Genomic DNA, 20906 nt, shown 5'->3' on the forward strand with positions numbered 1-20906 from the left:
CCCATGCGAGAGTAGGGAACTGCCAGGCATTAATTAAGTGAAGAGGCCATCCTGAGGGATGGCCTTTTTGCGTTCATGCGTCCGGGTGCAGCCGGATGACGGCTGCGCCTTATCGGGCCTACGTATGAACCAGATTCAATAACGGATACGGTCTGCCAAGATCGTCTACCTCTGAACGTCCTGTCACTTTAAATCCCATCTTTTTGTAGAACCCAACCGCTTGTTCATTCTGTTCGTTAACGTTGGTTGTTAACTCGGGAGCCAGCGTAATCGCATGATCAACCAGAAATTTCCCTACGCCGCAGCCACGAACGTCGGGATCGACAAACAGGGCATCCATGTGCTGCCCGGTCAGCAGCATAAACGCGATGGGCTCATCCTGCTCTGTCACTGCCACCCATAACGGCGCTTCTGGTAAAAAAGAACGCACCAGCTCTTCCAGCTCGCTCCGATAGGATGCAGACAGAAAATGGTGCGTAGCATCGACAGAACGACACCAGATAGCAATCAGTTTTTCCCCTTCATCTTGCCGCGATCGGCGAATGCTAATAACCATATTATCTCCTTTTCTTTGTGCTTATATTCTATCGTAAACACCGCCGTGAAACTTTCTCACCTTCAACATGCAGGCTCGACATTAGAAGAATTTCTGGGTATCTTCAGCTATCTGGATGTCTAAACGTTTAAACGTATGTAGTGAGGTTATCAGGTTATGCCAATTCGCGTGCTGGACGAGCTACCCGCCGTCAATTTCTTACGTGAGGAAAACGTCTTTGTTATGACGACATCCCGCGCTTCTGGCCAGGAAATTCGTCCGCTGAAGGTGCTTATCCTCAACCTGATGCCGAAGAAGATCGAAACGGAAAACCAGTTCCTGCGCCTGTTGTCAAACTCACCGCTTCAGGTCGATGTTCAGCTCTTGCGGATTGATGCCCGTGAATCGCGTAATACACCGGCAGAGCATCTGAACAACTTCTACTGTAACTTCGAGGATATCTGCGATCAGAATTTCGATGGGCTGATTGTCACCGGCGCACCTCTGGGCCTGGTGGAGTTTAATGATGTTGCGTATTGGCCGCAGATTAAGCAGGTGCTGGAGTGGGCAAAAGATCACGTCACCTCAACGCTGTTTGTCTGTTGGGCGGTACAGGCCGCGCTTAATATTCTCTATGGCATTCCGAAGCAAACCCGCACAGATAAACTTTCCGGCGTCTACGAACATCACATCCTTCATCCTCATGCTTTACTGACTCGTGGTTTTGATGATTCATTCCTTGCTCCGCACTCACGCTATGCCGACTTCTCGGCGGCGCTGATTCGGGACTATACCGACCTTGAGATCCTCGCGGAAACCGAAGATGGAGATGCCTACCTGTTTGCCAGCAAAGATAAACGTATCGCGTTTGTAACCGGTCACCCGGAGTACGATGCCCATACGCTGGCCAGTGAATATTTCCGGGATGTTGAAGCAGGTTTAAGTCCGAATGTCCCGTACAACTATTTCCCGAAAAACGATCCGCAAAACAAACCTCGCGCGACCTGGCGCAGCCACGGTAATTTGCTGTTTACCAACTGGCTCAACTATTACGTCTACCAGATCACGCCATATGATCTGCGTCACATGAATCCAACACTGGATTAATCTTCTGTAGCGCACGATCCTAAAGCGTTTCAGCATGTTGAAACAGGCACCTTCGGGTGCCTTTTTTATTTCTGAAATGCCGCTCATCTTGTAATTAAACTTTATTTTTATTGTTATCAATAAGTTAATTGATAATTAAATTAAAAATGGAAATTGTTTTTGATTTTGGAATTTAATTGAGTAGTCTTAGTTGTGCTGAACGAAAACCACACAACGATCCTTTGTTCGCATTGGGGATGTATTCGGATCAATGACGAGGAGCTGCATAATGAATCAACAGGCAACGACAACCGATGAACTGACCTTTACCAGGCCTTATGGTGAGCAGGAGAAGCAAATTCTGACCGCTGAAGCGGTAGAGTTTCTGACCGAACTGGTGACGCGTTTTACGCCAAAGCGTAACAAACTCCTCGCTGCTCGTATTCAGCAACAGCAGGATATTGATGACGGTAAGTTGCCTGATTTTATTTCGGAAACCGCTTCCATTCGTGAGAGTGACTGGAAAATTCGCGGTATTCCTGACGATTTACAGGATCGTCGCGTGGAAATCACCGGCCCGGTAGAACGTAAAATGGTGATTAACGCGCTGAATGCTAACGTGAAAGTGTTCATGGCCGACTTTGAGGATTCACTGGCGCCGGAGTGGAGCAAAGTGATTGATGGTCAGATCAACCTGCGTGATGCGGTGAACGGCACCATCAGCTACACCAACGAAGCCGGGAAAATCTATCAACTCAAGCCAGACCCGGCGTTACTGATTTGTCGCGTACGCGGTTTACACCTGCCGGAAAAACATGTGACCTGGCGTGGTGAAGCCATTCCTGGCAGCCTGTTTGATTTCGCTCTCTACTTTTTCCACAACTATAAAGCGTTGCTGGCAAAAGGCAGCGGCCCGTATTTCTACCTGCCGAAAACTCAGGCCTGGCAGGAGGCCGCCTGGTGGAGCGAAGTCTTCAGCTATGCCGAAGACCGTTTTAATCTGCCGCGCGGCACCATCAAAGCCACCTTGCTGATTGAAACGCTGCCTGCCGTCTTCCAGATGGATGAGATCCTGCACGCGCTGCGTGACCATATTGTTGGTCTTAACTGCGGCCGCTGGGATTACATTTTCAGCTATATCAAAACACTGAAAAATCACCCGGATCGCGTCCTGCCGGACCGTCAGGTGGTGACGATGGATAAACCGTTCCTCAGCGCCTATTCACGGCTGTTGATCAAAACCTGCCACAAGCGCGGCGCATTTGCGATGGGCGGCATGGCGGCGTTTATCCCGAGCAAAGACGCCGAGCGCAACAATCAAGTGCTCAACAAAGTGAAAGCGGACAAAGCGCTGGAAGCCAATAACGGTCATGACGGCACCTGGATCGCGCACCCGGGGCTGGCGGACACCGCGATGACGGTCTTTAACGAGGCGCTGGGCGAAAACCAGAACCAGCTGTTTGTTACCCGTGATGAAGATGCGCCCATTACTGCCGAACAGCTGCTGGCGCCCTGTGAGGGCGATCGTACCGAAGAGGGGATGCGCGCCAATATTCGCGTGGCGGTGCAGTACATCGAAGCATGGATTTCCGGTAATGGCTGCGTACCGATTTATGGCCTGATGGAAGATGCGGCAACGGCTGAAATCTCCCGTACCTCTATCTGGCAATGGATTCATCACGAGAAAACCCTGAGCAACGGCAAACCCGTCACGAAAGCGCTATTCCGCCAGATGCTGGCCGAAGAGATGCTGGTGATCCAGGACGAGCTGGGAGGGCACCGCTTCAGCAGCGGGCGCTTTGATGAAGCCGCGCGCCTGATGGAGCAGATCACTACCTCTGATGAACTGATCGATTTCTTGACCCTGCCAGGCTACCGCCTGCTGGCTTAACTCACCACATAACAATATGGAGCATCTGCACATGAAAACCCGTACCCAACAAATCGAAGAGTTACAGAAAGAATGGACGCAACCGCGCTGGGAAGGCATCCGTCGCCCGTATAGCGCGGAGGAAGTGGTGAAATTACGCGGCTCGGTCAACCCGGAATGTACGCTGGCGCAGCTTGGCGCAGCCAAAATGTGGCGTCTGCTGCATGGCGACGCGAAAAAAGGCTACATCAACAGCCTCGGCGCACTGACCGGCGGCCAGGCGCTGCAACAGGCGAAAGCGGGCATTGAGGCGGTCTATCTGTCCGGCTGGCAGGTGGCGGCGGACGCTAACCTGGCCTCCAGCATGTACCCGGATCAATCGCTGTACCCGGCAAACTCTGTTCCGGCGGTCGTGGATCGGATCAACAACACTTTCCGTCGTGCGGATCAGATCCAGTGGGCGTCCGGCATTGAGCCTGGCGATCCGCGCTTTGTCGATTACTTCCTGCCGATCGTTGCCGATGCGGAGGCCGGTTTTGGCGGCGTACTGAACGCGTTTGAACTGATGAAATCGATGATCGAAGCCGGTGCAGCGGCTGTTCACTTCGAAGATCAGCTTGCGTCGGTGAAGAAGTGCGGTCATATGGGCGGCAAAGTTCTGGTGCCGACGCAGGAAGCCATTCAGAAGCTGGTGGCTGCGCGTCTGGCGGCTGACGTGATGGGCGTACCGACGTTGCTGATTGCCCGTACCGACGCGGATGCGGCAGATCTGATAACCTCCGACTGCGACGCGTACGACAGTGAATTTATTACCGGCGAACGCACCAGCGAAGGCTTCTTCCGCACACGTGCCGGTATTGAGCAGGCGATCAGCCGTGGGCTGGCGTATGCGCCTTACGCAGACCTGGTGTGGTGCGAAACCTCCACGCCGGACCTTGAACTGGCGAAGCGCTTTGCCGATGCCATCCATGCGAAATACCCGGGTAAACTGCTGGCCTACAACTGCTCGCCGTCGTTCAACTGGCAGAAGAACCTGGACGATAAAACCATCGCCAGCTTCCAGCAGCAGCTGTCGGACATGGGCTACAAGTACCAGTTCATCACCCTGGCGGGCATCCACAGCATGTGGTTCAACATGTTCGACCTGGCACATTCCTATGCGCAGGGTGAAGGCATGCGCCACTACGTTGAGAAGGTTCAGCAGCCAGAATTTGCGGCGGCCAAAGACGGTTACACCTTCGTCTCCCATCAGCAGGAAGTGGGGACAGGCTACTTCGACAAAGTGACCACCATTATTCAGGGCGGCACCTCCTCAGTGACGGCATTAACGGGTTCCACTGAAGAATCGCAGTTCTGATCCATGCCGGATGGCGCTTACGCTTATCCGGCCTACCCCGAACCGTAGGCCGGATAAGGCGCTTGCACCGCCATCCGGCAACCGATGAGGACAAACCATGTCGCGTGGCCTGGAATTACTGATTGCTCAAACCATCCTGCAAGGCTTTGACGCGCAGTATGGTCGATTTCTGGAAGTGACTTCCGGCGCGCAGCAGCGCTTTGAACAGGCCGACTGGCATGCCGTGCAGCAGGCGATGAAAAACCGTATCCACCTCTACGATCATCACGTTGGTCTGGTGGTGGAACAGTTGCGCTGCATTACTGACGGCAAAAGCACCGATGCGGCCTTTTTACTGCGTGTCAAAGAGCATTACACCCGGCTGTTGCCGGATTACCCGCGCTTCGAGATTGCGGAGAGCTTTTTTAACTCCGTCTACTGTCGGTTATTTGACCACCGCTCGCTCACTCCCGAGCGGCTTTTTATCTTTAGCTCCCAGCCTGAACGCCGGTTTCGCACGATCCCGCGCCCGCTGGCGAAAGATTTCTTCCCCGATCACGGCTGGGAACCGCTGTTGACGCGTATTCTCAGCGATCTACCGCTGCGTTTGCCCTGGCAAAACAAAAGCCGTGATATTCATTACATCATTGCTCACCTGACGGAAACGTTCGGAGCGGAGGCTTTGCACCGCAGCCATTTGCAGGTGGCGAATGAGCTGTTTTATCGCAATAAAGCCGCCTGGCTGGTGGGGAAGTTGCTGACCCCAGCCGGCACGTTGCCGTTTTTGCTGCCGATTCATCGCACCGATGAAGGCGAACTGTTTGTCGATACCTGCCTGACCACCACGGCTGAGGCCAGTATCGTGTTTGGTTTTGCCCGTTCCTACTTCATGGTGTACGCGCCGTTGCCTGCCGCGCTGGTTGAGTGGTTGCGTGAGATCCTGCCAGGTAAAACCACCGCTGAGCTGTACATGGCGATTGGCTGTCAGAAGCATGCGAAAACCGAGAGCTATCGCGAGTATTTACTGTATCTGGCGAACAGCGATGAGCAGTTTATTGAAGCGCCCGGTATTCGCGGCATGGTGATGCTGGTGTTTACGCTGCCGGGCTTTGACCGGGTGTTTAAGATCATCAAGGATAGGTTTGCCCCACAAAAAGAGATGTCGGCCGCCCATGTGCGCGCCTGCTATCAACTCGTTAAAGAACACGATCGCGTCGGGCGGATGGCCGATACGCAGGAGTTCGAGAACTTTGTGCTGGAGAAGCGGCGAATCGCGCCAGCGCTGATGACGCTGTTGCGCCAGGAGGCGCCGGAGAAAATCATCGACCTTGGCGATCAGATAGTGATTCGCCATCTCTACATTGAGCGTCGTATGGTGCCGCTGAATATCTGGCTGGAGCAGGTGGAGGGCCAGCAACTGCGTGACGCGATTGAAGAGTACGGCAATGCGATTCGCCAGCTTGCCGCCGCCAACATCTTCCCCGGCGACATGCTGTTTAAAAACTTTGGCGTCACCCGCCACGGGCGCGTGGTGTTCTACGATTACGATGAAATTTGCTACATGACGGAAGTGAATTTCCGCGACATTCCGCAAGCGCGCTACCCGGAAGATGAGCTGGCCAGCGAGCCCTGGTACAGCGTTTCGCCAGGGGATGTTTTCCCGGAAGAGTTTCGCCACTGGCTGTGCGCTGACCCAAGAATTGGGCCGTTATTTGAGGAGATGCACGCCGACCTGTTCCGCGCCGACTACTGGCGGGCGTTACAGACGCGTATCCGCGAAGGACATGTGGAAGATGTTTACGCCTATCGGCGCAAACAGCGGTTTTGCTTCAGATTTGGGCTTGACGCCCGGTGGCGCTGCGCTTACCGGGCCTACACGTGACTGTAGGCTGGATAAGGCGCTTGCGCCGCCATCCGGCAAGCCTTGCTTATCTAAACCCGCCGTATGCCAGCGTGACTTCTTTCGCTGCTTTAATCACCATCGCGCCAAACTCGGTGACGCGATCGTCAGTGATGCGGGAAATCGGCCCGGAAATTGAGATCGCAGCAAACGGCTCGCGGTGCTCGTCGTAAATGCACGACGCAACGCAACGCAGGCCAAGCGCGTGCTCTTCATCATCAAAGGAATAACCGCGCTTGCGCGTCTGGGCGAGGTCGTCTTTCAGATGTACCGGCGACACCAGCGTGGCGTGGGTATAGGCATGCAGCCCTTTACGGTGCAGCAGGCCAGTCACCTGCTCTTCGCTGAGTTGTGCCAGAAACGCTTTCCCGGCGCCGGAAGCGTGCATTGGCAGTTTGCCGCCGATGGGCGCAGACATGCGCATCAGCTGTGTGCACTGTACCTGGTCGATAATAATCGCCTGGTGATCGCTCTGATCCAGCACCGCCAGATTGACCGTCTCACCGGAGTCTTCCATCAGTTTGCGCAGGATAGGGTGGACAATCGCCAGCAGGTTACGGCTCTGCAAAAAACTGCTGCCGACGATAAACGCATGGGCGCCCACGGCCCAGTGGCCCAGATCTCCCACCTGCCGCACAAAGCCCTGCTGCTGCATGGTGGTTAACAAACGGTGAGTCGTGGAGTTCGGCAGACCCGCCTGCTGCGCCAGTTCGGTCAGCGCGACGCTGCCGTTGGATTCGGCAATCCACTCCAGCAGCTTCAGGCCACGGGTCAGCGACTGAACCTGCCCGGTTGCGGGCGCAGTGGCAGCGGCGGGTTTTCTACCGCGTTTCGCGGGGACAGGGGCAACCATGGCGGACTCCTTTTCTGTATCGTGGAAATCATTTTCGTTTTATTAAAATATAATGCAAGAATTCCTGCACTGATCGGAGGAGTGAAGCTGAACATGTCTCATGTTGCCCGTTGTTCTCTTTTCCGCCTGTCGTGTTTATGCCAGTATGGTTTGTTGGCCTTTTTTCGGTCCAGGTTGAGTGTTGTCGGGAGCAAGTCGTGAGCAGCAAAGTTGAACAACTGCGTGCGCAGTTAGATGAACGTATTCTGGTTCTGGATGGTGGCATGGGGACAATGATCCAGAGCTATCGCCTGAGTGAAGAGGATTTTCGCGGCGAGCGTTTTGCTGACTGGCCCTGCGATTTGAAAGGCAACAACGACCTGCTGGTACTCAGCAAGCCGGAGGTGATTACCGCGATTCATCACGCTTACTTTGAGGCGGGTGCGGATATCATCGAAACCAACACGTTTAACTCCACGACGATTGCGATGGCGGATTACCAGATGGAATCCCTGTCGGCGGAAATCAACTTTACCGCTGCGAAACTGGCCCGCGCCTGCGCCGATGAATGGACGGCGCGCACGCCGGAAAAACCGCGCTACGTTGCGGGCGTGCTTGGCCCAACCAACCGCACCGCATCCATCTCGCCGGACGTGAACGACCCGGCGTTTCGTAATATCTCCTTCGATCAGCTGGTCGCGGCCTATCGCGAATCCACCAAAGCGCTGGTGGAAGGCGGGTCAGACCTGATTCTGATTGAAACCGTCTTCGACACGCTGAATGCGAAAGCTGCCGTTTTTGCGGTGAAAGAAGAATTTGAAGCGCTGGGCGTCGAGCTGCCGATTATGATCTCCGGCACGATTACCGATGCGTCCGGGCGCACGCTCTCCGGCCAGACTACCGAAGCGTTTTATAACTCGCTGCGCCATGCCGAAGCGCTCACCTTCGGTCTTAACTGCGCGCTGGGGCCGGATGAACTGCGCCAGTATGTGCAGGAACTGGCGCGCATTGCTGAATGCTATGTCACCGCGCACCCGAATGCCGGTCTGCCTAACGCCTTCGGCGAATACGATCTTGATGCTGATACGATGGCGAAGCAGATCCGCGAGTGGGCGGAGTCGGGCTTTCTCAACATTGTCGGCGGCTGCTGTGGGACGACGCCGGAACACATTGCCGCGATGAGCCGCGCGGTTGATGGTTTAGCGCCGCGTAAACTGCCCGATATTCCGGTTGCCTGTCGCCTCTCTGGCCTTGAGCCGTTGAATATTGGCGATGACAGCCTGTTTGTAAACGTGGGGGAGCGTACTAACGTCACTGGTTCCGCTAAATTTAAGCGGCTGATCAAAGAAGATAAATACAGCGAAGCGCTGGATGTCGCCCGCCAGCAGGTGGAGAGCGGCGCGCAGATTATCGATATCAACATGGATGAGGGGATGCTCGATGCCGAAGTCGCGATGGTGCGCTTCCTCAACCTGATTGCCGGTGAGCCGGATATCGCCCGCGTACCGATCATGATCGACTCCTCAAAATGGGAGGTCATCGAAAAAGGGCTGAAATGCATTCAGGGTAAAGGCATCGTTAACTCCATTTCGATGAAAGAGGGCGTGGAAACCTTTATCCACCATGCGAAGCTGCTGCGTCGCTATGGTGCGGCGGTGGTGGTGATGGCCTTTGATGAACAAGGGCAGGCCGATACCCGCGCGCGTAAGATCGAGATTTGCCGCCGGGCGTACAACATTCTCACCAAAGAGGTGGGCTTCCCGCCGGAAGACATTATCTTTGACCCGAACATTTTTGCCGTAGCGACCGGTATCGACGAGCACAACAACTATGCGCAGGACTTTATCGGCGCCTGTGAAGATATCAAACGCGAACTGCCGCACGCGCTGATCTCCGGCGGCGTCTCTAACGTCTCCTTCTCGTTTCGCGGCAACGACCCGGTGCGCGAAGCGATTCATGCGGTGTTCCTCTACTACGCCATCCGTAACGGCATGGACATGGGGATCGTCAACGCCGGGCAACTGGCGATTTATGACGACCTGCCCGCCGAGCTGCGCGACGCGGTGGAAGATGTGATCCTCAATCGCCGCGACGATAGCACCGAGCGTCTGCTGGCGCTGGCGGAAAAATACCGTGGCAGCAAAGCCGATGATTCAGCCAATGCGCAACAGGCGGAATGGCGCAGTTGGGAAGTGAAAAAACGCCTTGAGTATTCGCTGGTAAAAGGCATTACCGAGTTTATCGAACAGGATACCGAAGAAGCCCGTCAGCAGGCGACGCGTCCGATCGAGGTTATCGAAGGGCCGCTGATGGACGGTATGAACGTGGTGGGCGACCTGTTCGGCGAAGGCAAAATGTTCCTGCCGCAGGTGGTGAAATCGGCCCGCGTCATGAAGCAGGCGGTGGCGTATCTGGAACCGTTTATTGAAGCCAGCAAAGAGCAGGGCTCCAGCAACGGTAAAATGGTTATCGCCACCGTGAAGGGCGATGTGCATGACATTGGCAAAAACATTGTTGGCGTTGTTTTACAGTGCAACAACTATGAAATCATCGATCTTGGCGTCATGGTGCCGGCAGAAAAAATCCTCAAAACCGCGAAGGAAGTGAATGCGGATTTGATTGGTCTCTCCGGCCTGATTACCCCGTCGCTGGATGAAATGGTCAACGTGGCAAAGGAGATGGAACGTCAGGGCTTCACCATTCCGCTACTGATTGGCGGCGCGACCACGTCCAAAGCGCACACGGCGGTGAAGATTGAGCAGAACTACAGCGGCCCGACGGTCTATGTCCAGAACGCCTCGCGTACCGTGGGCGTCGTGGCGGCGTTGCTGTCTGAAACCCAGCACGATGAGTTTGTCGCCCGTACCCGTAAAGAGTATGAAACCGTGCGCATCCAGCATGCGCGTAAGAAACCGCGCACGCCGCCGGTGACGCTGGCCGCCGCGCGTGATAATGACCTGGCATTTGACTGGGAAAGCTATACACCGCCTGTCGCTCATCGTCTGGGCGTGCAGGACGTTGAGGCCAGTATCGAAACGCTGCGCAACTACATCGACTGGACGCCGTTCTTTATGACCTGGTCGCTGGCCGGGAAATATCCGCGCATTCTCGAAGACGAGGTGGTGGGCGAAGAGGCGAAACGCCTGTTTAAAGACGCCAACGACATGCTGGATAAACTGAGTGCCGAGAAGACGCTCAACCCGCGTGGCGTGGTGGGGCTGTTCCCGGCAAACCGTGTGGGTGATGATATCGAAATTTATCGCGATGAGACGCGTACCCATGTGCTGGCGGTCAGCCATCATCTGCGTCAGCAAACGGAGAAGGTGGGTTTCGCCAACTATTGCCTGTCTGACTTTGTTGCGCCGAAACAGTGCGGCAAAGAGGATTACATCGGCGCCTTCGCCGTCACGGGCGGTCTGGAAGAGGATGCGCTGGCAGAGGCATTCGAGGCGCAGCATGATGATTACAACAAGATTATGGTCAAAGCGATCGCCGACCGTCTGGCGGAAGCCTTTGCGGAATACCTGCATGAGCGGGTGCGTAAAGTCTACTGGGGCTATGCGGCGAATGAGAACCTCAGCAACGAGGAGCTGATCCGCGAAAACTATCAGGGGATTCGTCCGGCGCCAGGCTATCCGGCCTGCCCGGAGCACACTGAGAAGGGTACCATCTGGCAACTGCTGGACGTGGAAAAACACACCGGCATGAAGCTGACCGAATCCTACGCCATGTGGCCGGGCGCTTCCGTTTCCGGTTGGTACTTCAGCCATCCTGACAGCAAGTACTACACCGTCGCGCAAATACAGCGCGATCAGGTGGAGGATTATGCGCAGCGTAAAGGGATGACGGTCGCGGAGGTGGAGCGCTGGTTGGCTTCCAACCTGGGCTATGATGCCGACTAGTTCATAAAACTGTCATTTTTCCTTACAACAAACAGGGTGCTCATCGGGCGCCCTGTCTCTTTATTGTTTTGAAACCCTTATACTGGAAGAAGGTTCACGGGGCTGCTTGCCGGATGGCGGCGTAAACGCCTATCCGGCCTATAAATATCCCCGTAAGCCGGATAAGCGCAGCGCCATCCGGTAAAAAGGCTGAACATCATAATAATGATAAGGAGTACCTGATTCTGTGTTAACTCTGCTACACCTGCTTTCTGCTGTTGCCCTGCTGGTGTGGGGCACCCATATTGTGCGTACCGGCGTGATGCGCGTTTTCGGCGCCCGTCTGCGTACCGTTCTCAGCCGCAGTGTTGAAAAGAAACCGCTCGCCTTCTGCGCGGGTATCGGCGTTACTGCGCTGGTGCAAAGCAGTAACGCCACGACTATGCTGGTGACGTCATTTGTCGCCCAGGATCTGGTCGCCCTGACGCCTGCACTGGTGATTGTGTTGGGGGCCGACGTGGGGACCGCGCTGATGGCGCGTATCCTTACCTTTGATTTGTCATGGTTATCGCCGCTGCTGATTTTCATCGGCGTTATCTTCTTTTTGGGGCGTAAGCAGTCACGCGCCGGACAACTGGGGCGAGTGGGGATCGGTCTTGGCCTGATACTGCTGGCGCTGGAGCTGATTGTGCAGGCGGTGACGCCGATTACTCAGGCGAATGGCGTACAGGTCATCTTCGCCTCGCTGACCGGCGACATCATGCTGGATGCGCTGATTGGCGCCATGTTTGCCATCATCAGCTATTCCAGCCTGGCAGCCGTCCTGCTGACGGCCACGCTGACGGCGGCGGGCATCATATCGTTCCCGGTCGCGTTGTGCCTGGTCATCGGCGCCAACCTCGGTTCCGGTCTGCTGGCGATGCTCAACAACAGCGCAGCCAATGCCGCCGCTCGCCGCGTGGCGCTGGGCAGTCTGCTGTTTAAGCTGGTGGGCAGCCTGATTATCCTGCCGTTTGTCCATGTGCTGGCCGATACGATGGATGCGTTACCGCTGCCAAAATCCGAACTGGTTATCTACTTCCACGTTTTTTACAACCTGGCGCGGTGTCTGGTGATGATTCCGTTCGCCGAACCGATGGCGCGTTTCTGTAAACGTATTATCCGCGATGAACCGGAGCTGGATGCCCATCTGAAGCCTAAGCATCTGGATGTCAGCGCGCTGGACACGCCAACGCTCGCGCTGGCCAATGCCGCCCGGGAAGCGCTGCGCATTGGTGATGCGATGGAGCAGATGATGGAAGGTCTGAAAAAGGTGATGCACGGCGAGCCGCGCGAAGAGAAAGAGCTACGCAAGCTGGCGGATGATATCAACGTGCTTTACACCGCCATCAAACTCTATCTGGCGCGGATGCCGAAAGAGGAACTGGCGGAGGAAGAGTCGCGGCGCTGGGCGGAAATCATCGAGATGTCCCTGAACCTGGAGCAGGCCTCGGATATCGTCGAACGGATGGGCAGCGAGATTGCCGACAAGTCGCTGGCGGCGCGGCGGGCGTTTTCCATTGAAGGGCTGAAAGAGCTGGATGCGCTGTATGATCAGTTACTCAGCAACCTGCAACTGGCGATGTCGGTGTTTTTCTCCGGCGACGTCACCAGCGCCCGACGTTTGCGTCGCAGCAAACATCGTTTCCGTATTCTCAATCGTCGTTATTCACATGCGCATGTGGATCGCCTGCATCAGCAGAACGTACAGAGCATCGAAACCAGCTCATTGCATCTGGGACTGCTGGGCGATATGCAACGCCTGAATTCGCTGTTTTGTTCGGTGGCTTATAGCGTGCTGGAGCAGCCGGATGAAGACGACGAGCGGGATGACTATTGATTGCTGATTGCTGATTGCTGATTGCTGATTGCCGGATGGCGGTGTGAAACGCCTTATCCGGCCTACGTTATAAGCACTATCCTGTAGGCCTGATAAGCGTAGCGCCATCAGGCATTTTACATTCTACATAGCGACGATCAGAAGCGATGACCGGCTTCAAGAGGAACCGCTTCTTCACCCGCGTTGAACACATACGTCGTGTTCGGGCCGCCGAGCGTCGCCAGCCCCTTGCTCACCTGAATCCAGTTGCCTTCCGGCAGGCCAATCACCGTTAACTCTGGCGCGACCACCAGCAGCTCGCGAATACGCTGTTCGCGGGTTTCGCCTTTGTGACCTTCCGGCAACGCGTTAGTGAAGTGCGGGTTAATCTGCAACGGGAACAGACCCAGCGCATCAAATCCTTGTGGGTCAACGATCGGCATATCGTTGGTGGTGCGAATAGTCGGACAGGCAAGGTTCGCGCCCGCGCTCCAGCCGATATACAACGCGCCACGTTTAACGGCAGCCACGATGGGCGCCAGCAGCCCACGTTCACGGCTCTCTTTTAGCAACTGGAAAGTGTTCCCTCCGCCGACAATCACCACTTCCGCATCGGCAATCGCTGCGACCGGGTCGGCAACGCTATGAATACCGGTCACTGAAACGCCGAGCGGCGCAAGGACTGCGGCGGTTTTCGCTGTGTAATCGTCCCAGGTTTGCGTGACGCCAGCAAACGGGAGAAACACCGCTGAACGGCGGCCATGCAGTTGTTCCGCCACCAGCGGCAGCGCGTGTTCCAGCCAGGCTTTTCCCGGCAGGGTGGAGTTACTCAATAACAGCAGTTCCATGACATCTCCAGTAATCAAAAAGTAAAAACATCCGTGATGCTACCACCGCTCATCTTACCGCTTGCTGATGTGGCTCACGATGTGGTTATCGATATTCTGGAACGCGTCTCGCAGGGGGATTTCGTGATGTCATCGACTTTATGAGCAGCGGTGAGCCGCACTCCTGTCATTCGACGCTTTTTCCCTGACCGCAAGGTGCGGTATATTTCGCTTTTACAGGAGAATTTATGCTGCCCGACTCATCTGTCCGATTAAATAAATACATCAGTGAAAGCGGAATTTGCTCGCGTCGCGAGGCGGATCGCTACATTGAACAAGGGAATGTCTTCATTAATGGCAAACGCGCCACCATTGGCGATCAGGTGATGCCTGGCGACGTGGTGAAGGTGAATGGTCGGTTGATTGAGCCGCGCGAAGCGGAAGATCTGGTCTTTATCGCGCTGAACAAACCGGTAGGGATTGTCAGTACCACGGAAGACAGCGAACGCGATAACATCGTGGACTTCGTGAACCATAGCAAACGTATTTTCCCGATTGGCCGCCTGGATAAAGACTCCCAGGGGCTTATCTTTCTTACCAATCACGGCGATCTGGTCAACAAAATCCTCCGTGCCGGTAACGATCACGAGAAAGAGTATCTGGTCACGGTTGATAAGCCGGTAACGGATGACTTTATTCGCGGTATGGGCGCTGGCGTCCCGATTCTCGGCACCGTGACCAAAAGGTGTAAGGTGAAGAAGGAAGCGCCGTTTGTTTTCCGCATTACCCTGATTCAGGGGCTGAACCGCCAGATCCGCCGCATGTGCGAGCACTTTGGCTATGAAGTGACGAAACTCGAACGCACGCGCATTATGAACGTGAGTTTATCCGGTCTGCCGCCCGGCGAGTGGCGGGATCTGACGGATGACGAACTCATCGCTCTGTTTAAGCTGATCGAAAACTCTTCATCAGAAGCCAAACCGACGTCGAAGGCGAAAGCGAAGCCGAAAACGGCGGGCATTAAGCGTCCGGTGGTGAAAATCGAAAAAACCAATGAGAAAGCGCGCCCGGCGTCAAACGGAAAACGCTTTACCTCGCCGGGGCGGAAGAAGAAAGGGCGTTAACGTCTGCCGCGCGTCGGCGTATTGGCCGACCAGGAAAACGACGCCTCAGTATCTGGTTTATAAGCCTGCTTTTTCTTCAACTGGCGGGCTTTTTTGGCCTCTGCTTCGCGCAGCGCCATTAACTTATCAATGTACTCCTTTTTCACGCTGTTGGTTTCCGCATTCGTGAGCGGGCGGCCATGTGCAATGCGCGCGCGGTCGAGCAGCGTTTTCAGTTCACGCTGCTCGCGCTCGGTCATCTCTTTTTGGGTGATGCGTGGGAGTGCCATAAATGTACCCTCGGTCAGTCAGATAACCCAGTGTACGGCAAAGTGCAGAGGCTGTGTAGGCCGGATAAGGCGTTAGCCACCATCCGGCGACGTGCACGGATTGCGCCTGATGGCGCTACGCTTATCAGGTCTACACCTTCACCCTATCACACGGCTTCTCGGCAATCGGCTTGCCTGACCAGTAACCGGCCAGCAGTGAGCCGGAGAGGTTATGCCAGACCGAGAACAGCGCGCCGGGGAGCGCGGCCAGCGGAGAGAAGTAAATTTTACCGAGCGCCGCCGCAAGGCCGGAGTTCTGCATTCCAACTTCAATCGCCAGCGTGCGGCAGGTGGACTCATCAAAGCCAAACAGGCGACCGCCCCAGTAACCGCCGAGCAGACCAATGGTGTTGTGCAGGATCACCGCCACAATCACCACAAAACCAACGGATGCGATATGCGAGGCGGAACCGGCCACCACTGCGCTGATGATCGCCAGAATGCACACCATTGAGAACGCAGGCAGATAAGGCTCCACGGTTTTTACCACGCGAGGAAACAGGTGGTGAATGACCAGCCCAAGCGCGATTGGAACCACGACGATCTGTAAAATGCTGAGCAGCATCCCCATCACATCCACCTGAATATGCGCATCCACATACAGGCGCGTCAGCAGCGGTGTCGCGACCACGCCAACCAGCGTGGAAACCGATGAGATAGTAACCGAAAGCGCCACATCCCCTTTCGCCAGATAGATCATGACGTTAGATGCCGTTCCGCTGGCGACGCTGCCCACCAGTACCATCCCGGCAGAGAGGTCCGGCGGCATGTTAAACAGTATCGCCAGTAGCCAGGCGGCGAGCGGCATCACCAGATAATGCAGGAAAATACCGGCAGCGACAGGCGCCGGGCGGGAAAGCACGCGTTTAAAGTCGTCGAGCTTAAGGTGTACGCCCATGCCGAACATAATCAGCATCAGTAGCGTAGTCACCCACGAGCCAATGGGGGTGAAGGTCGATGGCGTGTAATACGCAATAACAGAGAGCAGCAGCGCCCATAACGGGAACAGCCGGGTGATAACGGATAACATAATAAATTCCTTGCAGTATTGTCGTGTTGTTTAGTTATAAAAAAGCCGGGTTCGAGCCCGGCTATAGGTATTATTTATCGCGTGAGGAAATTTTATTCAAACAAATTATGATGAAGCTTCTGCACGACCTGCTCCGCTTCGGTGCCAGGCACCAGGAAACAGAGGTTATGGCTGGATGCGCCATAGCAAATCATGCGGATATTGAACGGCTCCAGTACGCCGAACACTTCTTTACCGACGCCGCAGGCTTTAGACAGATCGTTGCCAATCAGCGCAACCAGCGCGAGATTTTCTTCCACTTCTACCCGGCATAGCGCGGAAAGCTCCATCAGCAAAGACTGCGTCAGCAGCGTGTCGCCCGTTGAAGTGGAACCGGTGGTATCCAGCGTCAGCGCCACGCTCACTTCCGAGGTGGTGATTAAATCTACGGAGATATTGTGCCGCGCCAGAATGCCGAACACTTCCGCCAGGAAACCACGCGAATGCAGCATATTCAGGCTGTGCAGCGTTAACAGCGTCTGTTTGCGGCGTAGCGCCAGCGCACGGAAGAGCGGTGGGTTTTGGGTTTTATTGCATACCAGCGTCCCGCCCGCTTTTGGATCCTTACTGGAGCCGACGAAAACCGGGATATCGCTGCGTACGGCGGGCAGCAGCGTTGCAGGGTGCAGCACCTTCGCGCCAAAGGTCGCCATTTCCGCCGCTTCTTCAAAGGCGATTTCATCGATACGCTGCGCGGCAGGCACCACGCGCGGGTCGGTGGTGTAGATACCCGGCACATCCGTCCAGATATCGACGCGCGCCGCGTGCAGCGCTTCGGCAAGCAGCGCCGCCGTGTAGTCGCTGCCGCCGCGTCCCAGCGTCGTTGTGCGGCCTTTGCTTTCGCTGCCGATAAATCCCTGGGTGATGACCAGACCCTCTGCCAGGCGTGGGGCAAGCTGTAGCGTGGCCAGCTCCGACAGCGCTGCGATATCCGGTTCCGCGCGGCCAAAACGATCGCTGGTGCGCATCACCTTACGCACGTCAAACCACTGCGCCTGAATATTGCGCTCGCGCAGGATCTCCACAAACAGCAGGGTGGACATCAGCTCGCCGTGACTCACCAGCTCGTCGGTCAGGGCCATTGACGTCGCCAGTGAAGCCGCTTCGGCAAGCGTGGTAATGTTTTCCAGCAGACGCTCGATCTCTTCGCGGATAACGTTCGGGTAACGCAGACGCTCCAGAATATCGAACTGAATTTTACGGATGGCGTCGAGTTTTTCGAAGCGCTCTGGCGGTTCCAGCCCTTCTGCCAGCGCTACCAGCAGATTGGTGATGCCCGCAGAGGCGGAAAGCACCACTAAGCGTGCGTTAGCATCGGAAAGCACCACGTCGGCGCTACGGTTCATGGCGTCAAAATCGGCGACGCTGGTTCCGCCAAATTTGGCGACGACGAGCGGGGAAACAGCAGTTGTCATATCAACCTCGTGTCAGGGAATGAAAAAAGCGACCATGGCACAAGGGCAGAACAGAAACCGGTGCAGGCGCAAATACCGTATTTATAAATAAAATGTGTGGCTGGGACTGTCAACGCCGGGATTATGCGGATTTTTTATGCTGTCCTGGCCTTCAGTAACAGTGCTTATAACGACTATACCCGTCATACTTCAAGTTGCAGATGTGTTGGCTGCACTCAGAAACCCCAGTCACATAGTTATCTATGCTCCTGGGGATTTCTTCCCTTGCCGCCTTCCTGCAACTCGAATTATTTAGGGTATATACTTTTCGCTGCTTTTTATCCGCGTTTGATTCGCGTTCGGCCTAACGGCACTAAAACAATCACACTTTTCTGTGACTGGCGTTACAATCGATCTCAGTCACAATTCTCAAATCAGAAGAGTATTGCTAATGAAAAACATCAATCCGACGCAGACTTCTGCCTGGCAGGCACTACAAAAACACTACGACGACATGAAGGACGTTACTATCGCGGATCTTTTCGCGAAAGATAGCGACCGTTTTACCCGATTTTCCGCGACGTTTGACGATTTGATGCTGGTGGATTTCTCTAAAAACCGCATCACCGAAGAGACGCTGGCGAAATTGCAGGATCTGGCGAAAGAGACCGATCTGGCCGGTGCGATTAAGTCCATGTTCTCTGGCGAAAAAATCAACCGTACCGAAGACCGTGCCGTGTTGCACGTTGCGCTGCGTAACCGTAGCAATACCCCGATTATCGTTGACGGCAAAGATGTGATGCCGGAAGTGAATGCGGTGCTGGAGAAGATGAAAGCCTTCTCTGAAGCGATTATTTCAGGTCAATGGAAAGGTTACACCGGTAAAGCGATCACTGACGTGGTCAACATCGGTATCGGTGGTTCCGACCTGGGGCCGTTCATGGTGACTGAAGCGCTGCGCCCGTACAAAAACCATCTGAATATGCACTTTGTGTCTAACGTCGATGGCACCCACATCGCCGAAGTGCTGAAGAAAGTAAACCCGGAAACCACCCTGTTCCTGGTGGCGTCTAAAACCTTCACAACGCAGGAAACCATGACCAACGCCCACAGCGCGCGCGACTGGTTCCTGAGCACCGCGAATGATGAAAAACACGTCGCGAAACACTTTGCGGCGCTTTCCACCAATGCGAAAGCGGTGGGTGAGTTTGGGATCGACACCGCCAACATGTTCGAGTTCTGGGACTGGGTCGGCGGTCGTTACTCTCTGTGGTCGGCGATTGGCCTGTCTATCATCCTGTCTGTCGGCTTTGACAACTTCGTTGAACTGCTGTCCGGCGCGCATGCGATGGATAAACACTTCTCCACAACACCGGCTGAGAAAAACCTGCCGGTGCTGCTGGCGCTGATCGGTATCTGGTACAACAACTTCTTTGGCGCAGAAACCGAAGCGATTCTGCCGTACGACCAGTATATGCACCGTTTTGCGGCCTACTTCCAGCAGGGCAATATGGAGTCCAACGGCAAGTATGTTGACCGTAACGGCAATGCCGTAGACTACCAGACTGGCCCAATCATCTGGGGTGAGCCGGGCACCAACGGGCAGCACGCGTTCTACCAGCTGATTCACCAGGGGACGAAGATGGTGCCTTGCGACTTTATCGCCCCGGCGATAACCCATAACCCGTTGTCCGATCACCATCAGAAACTGCTGTCTAACTTCTTCGCTCAGACCGAAGCGCTGGCGTTCGGCAAATCCCGCGAGGTGGTTGAGCAGGAATATCGCGATCAGGGGAAAGATCCGTCTCAGCTTGAGCATGTGGTGCCGTTCAAAGTGTTCGAAGGCAACCGCCCGACGAACTCCATCCTGCTGCGTGAAATCACGCCGTTTAGCCTGGGGGCGTTGATTGCGCTGTATGAGCACAAAATCTTCACTCAGGGCGCGATCCTGAACATCTTCACCTTCGACCAGTGGGGCGTTGAGCTGGGCAAACAGCTGGCTAACCGTATCCTGCCGGAACTGGGTGATGATAAAGCGATTTCCAGCCATGACAGTTCAACTAACGGTCTGATTAACCGTTATAAAGCATGGCGTGCCTGATGGCGTAACGCCCGGTGGCGCCAGGCTTACCGGGCCTACAAACGGCGCGTCCTGTAGGCCGGATAAGGCGTTCCGCCGCCATCCGGCAGAAAAGTGATATATCTGTAAAAAAAGCCGATATTATTATCGGCTTTTTTTATAAGATAATTCCGGTTGTCTGTGCTATTCCGCAAAAATTTATATTGAGCTTAATCCTAAAATAATGAATAACCCGTAAGTTACTCGGTGTTATTTTCAGAGTATACGGATAATGAATGTTGAATGATTTTATTTTAACGTGATGTTTTTAAAAGGCATTTAATTAGAATATAAATACCATTCCAGCCAAAAGTTTAATTATCCTAAAACCGCCTCGCTATTTAGACCTGTCGCAATCCACATGCTTTAGTTGTGTATACTCGATCCCGCCTGAAACGTTTTTCGGGTAAATCTCCATTCATTCAATGAAGGGATATTGTGATGAAAAAAGCTCTGTATGGCATTTTTGCCATATCTGCGCTTGCGGCGACTTCTGTCTGGGCCGCCCCCGTTCAGGTGGGTGAAGCAGCAGGGTCGGCGGCGACGTCGGTATCAGCGGGAAGTTCCTCCGCGACCAGCGTCAGCACCGTAAGCTCGGCGGTGGGCGTCGCTCTGGCGGCGACCGGCGGTGGCGATGGTTCTAATACCGGAACCACTACCACCACAACCACCAGTACCCAGTAACACCGGTACGTTTAATCATAACCACACTTCGGTGTGGTTATTTTAGCTTGCCTGAGCCTGTGGGACTTCCTGGCCGGGGCCAC

The 20906-nt window shown here is 54.9% G+C and carries 15 protein-coding genes; 9 read left to right on the top strand and 6 right to left on the bottom strand.

Going from position 1 to position 20906, the window contains the following annotated elements; translation table 11 throughout:
* Nucleotides 1-118 precede the first annotated feature (118 nt).
* Nucleotides 119-556, bottom strand: coding sequence for an acetyltransferase (locus OGX84_RS01330; RefSeq protein WP_101744395.1), 438 nt, complete (start codon nt 554-556; stop codon nt 119-121).
* A gap of 156 nt (nt 557-712) precedes the next feature.
* Between OGX84_RS01330 and metA the strand changes: the two genes are divergently transcribed.
* The 4 genes from metA (at nt 713) to aceK (ending at nt 6709) form a co-directional block, all read left to right on the top strand.
* Nucleotides 713-1642 (top strand): homoserine O-acetyltransferase MetA, encoded by a 930-nt coding sequence (gene metA, locus OGX84_RS01335; RefSeq protein WP_112001371.1) that lies wholly within the window; start codon nt 713-715, stop codon nt 1640-1642.
* Nucleotides 1643-1910: 268 nt separating this feature from the next.
* A complete protein-coding gene (gene aceB, locus OGX84_RS01340; RefSeq protein ID WP_112001370.1) occupies nt 1911-3512 on the top strand; it encodes a malate synthase A in 1602 nt (533 codons plus the stop codon).
* 31 nt (nt 3513-3543) lie between these two features.
* Entirely contained in the window at nt 3544-4848 is a 1305-nt protein-coding gene (aceA, locus tag OGX84_RS01345) for an isocitrate lyase (protein WP_024130843.1), read from the top strand.
* A gap of 97 nt (nt 4849-4945) precedes the next feature.
* Nucleotides 4946-6709 carry a bifunctional isocitrate dehydrogenase kinase/phosphatase gene (aceK, locus tag OGX84_RS01350; protein WP_112001369.1) on the top strand — a complete coding sequence of 588 codons (1764 nt, stop codon included), beginning with the start codon at nt 4946-4948 and terminating at the stop codon, nt 6707-6709.
* A gap of 46 nt (nt 6710-6755) precedes the next feature.
* Here aceK and iclR read toward each other — a convergent pair whose 3' ends face one another.
* Entirely contained in the window at nt 6756-7580 is an 825-nt protein-coding gene (gene iclR / locus OGX84_RS01355) for a glyoxylate bypass operon transcriptional repressor IclR (protein WP_058668403.1), read from the bottom strand.
* Nucleotides 7581-7777: 197 nt separating this feature from the next.
* Between iclR and metH the strand changes: the two genes are divergently transcribed.
* Nucleotides 7778-11461, top strand: coding sequence for a methionine synthase (gene metH / locus OGX84_RS01360; RefSeq protein WP_286457287.1), 3684 nt, complete (start codon nt 7778-7780; stop codon nt 11459-11461).
* A gap of 226 nt (nt 11462-11687) precedes the next feature.
* Nucleotides 11688-13319: a Na/Pi cotransporter family protein gene (locus OGX84_RS01365; RefSeq protein WP_024130841.1), complete on the top strand. Its 1632-nt coding sequence runs from the start codon at nt 11688-11690 to the stop codon at nt 13317-13319.
* Between the two features lie 137 nt (nt 13320-13456).
* On the opposite strand, the gene pepE is transcribed toward OGX84_RS01365, so the two are convergent.
* Complete coding sequence (gene pepE / locus OGX84_RS01370) at nt 13457-14146, bottom strand: dipeptidase PepE (RefSeq protein WP_104867913.1); 690 nt, start codon at nt 14144-14146, stop codon at nt 13457-13459.
* A 227-nt stretch (nt 14147-14373) separates the two neighbouring features.
* On the opposite strand from pepE, the gene rluF reads away from it, so the two are divergent.
* The gene (rluF, locus tag OGX84_RS01375) at nt 14374-15249 is read left to right on the top strand and encodes a 23S rRNA pseudouridine(2604) synthase RluF (RefSeq protein WP_112001366.1); all 876 of its coding nucleotides are present in this window, start codon (nt 14374-14376) and stop codon (nt 15247-15249) included.
* Here the strand turns inward: rluF and OGX84_RS01380 are convergent.
* From OGX84_RS01380 to lysC, 3 genes are all read right to left on the bottom strand, one after another.
* On the bottom strand, nt 15246-15518 hold the full coding sequence (locus OGX84_RS01380) for a YjbD family protein (RefSeq protein WP_012134667.1): 273 nt from the start codon (nt 15516-15518) through the stop codon (nt 15246-15248). The genes rluF and OGX84_RS01380 overlap by 4 nt on opposite strands.
* Before the next feature lie 130 nt (nt 15519-15648).
* A complete protein-coding gene (gene panS, locus OGX84_RS01385) occupies nt 15649-16587 on the bottom strand; it encodes a ketopantoate/pantoate/pantothenate transporter PanS (RefSeq protein WP_112001365.1) in 939 nt (312 codons plus the stop codon).
* 92 nt (nt 16588-16679) lie between these two features.
* Nucleotides 16680-18041, bottom strand: a complete 1362-nt coding sequence (gene lysC / locus OGX84_RS01390) for a lysine-sensitive aspartokinase 3 (protein ID WP_104867912.1) — start codon at nt 18039-18041, stop codon at nt 16680-16682.
* Nucleotides 18042-18471: 430 nt separating this feature from the next.
* Here lysC and pgi point away from each other — a divergent pair, with 430 nt between their 5' ends.
* Nucleotides 18472-20121 (top strand): glucose-6-phosphate isomerase, encoded by a 1650-nt coding sequence (pgi, locus tag OGX84_RS01395; protein WP_012134663.1) that lies wholly within the window; start codon nt 18472-18474, stop codon nt 20119-20121.
* 459 nt (nt 20122-20580) lie between these two features.
* The gene (gene yjbE / locus OGX84_RS01400) at nt 20581-20823 is read left to right on the top strand and encodes an exopolysaccharide production protein YjbE (RefSeq protein ID WP_012134661.1); all 243 of its coding nucleotides are present in this window, start codon (nt 20581-20583) and stop codon (nt 20821-20823) included.
* The last annotated feature ends 83 nt before the right edge of the window (nt 20824-20906 follow it).

Origin of the sequence: Citrobacter sp. CK202 (assembly GCF_030333225.1) — a bacterium.
Lineage (GTDB): Bacteria > Pseudomonadota > Gammaproteobacteria > Enterobacterales > Enterobacteriaceae > Citrobacter_B > Citrobacter_B koseri.

What these genes read in the sequence shown, in the direction of transcription:
- OGX84_RS01330 (WP_101744395.1), bottom strand. Translation starts at nt 556, where the DNA reads ATGGTTATTAGCATTCGCCGATCGCGGCAAGATGAAGGGGAAAAACTG.
- metA (WP_112001371.1), top strand. Translation starts at nt 713, where the DNA reads ATGCCAATTCGCGTGCTGGACGAGCTACCCGCCGTCAATTTCTTACGT.
- aceB (WP_112001370.1), top strand. Translation starts at nt 1,911, where the DNA reads ATGAATCAACAGGCAACGACAACCGATGAACTGACCTTTACCAGGCCT.
- aceA (WP_024130843.1), top strand. Translation starts at nt 3,544, where the DNA reads ATGAAAACCCGTACCCAACAAATCGAAGAGTTACAGAAAGAATGGACG.
- aceK (WP_112001369.1), top strand. Translation starts at nt 4,946, where the DNA reads ATGTCGCGTGGCCTGGAATTACTGATTGCTCAAACCATCCTGCAAGGC.
- iclR (WP_058668403.1), bottom strand. Translation starts at nt 7,580, where the DNA reads ATGGTTGCCCCTGTCCCCGCGAAACGCGGTAGAAAACCCGCCGCTGCC.
- pepE (WP_104867913.1), bottom strand. Translation starts at nt 14,146, where the DNA reads ATGGAACTGCTGTTATTGAGTAACTCCACCCTGCCGGGAAAAGCCTGG.
- rluF (WP_112001366.1), top strand. Translation starts at nt 14,374, where the DNA reads ATGCTGCCCGACTCATCTGTCCGATTAAATAAATACATCAGTGAAAGC.
- OGX84_RS01380 (WP_012134667.1), bottom strand. Translation starts at nt 15,518, where the DNA reads ATGGCACTCCCACGCATCACCCAAAAAGAGATGACCGAGCGCGAGCAG.
- panS (WP_112001365.1), bottom strand. Translation starts at nt 16,587, where the DNA reads ATGTTATCCGTTATCACCCGGCTGTTCCCGTTATGGGCGCTGCTGCTC.
- lysC (WP_104867912.1), bottom strand. Translation starts at nt 18,041, where the DNA reads ATGACAACTGCTGTTTCCCCGCTCGTCGTCGCCAAATTTGGCGGAACC.
- pgi (WP_012134663.1), top strand. Translation starts at nt 18,472, where the DNA reads ATGAAAAACATCAATCCGACGCAGACTTCTGCCTGGCAGGCACTACAA.
- yjbE (WP_012134661.1), top strand. Translation starts at nt 20,581, where the DNA reads ATGAAAAAAGCTCTGTATGGCATTTTTGCCATATCTGCGCTTGCGGCG.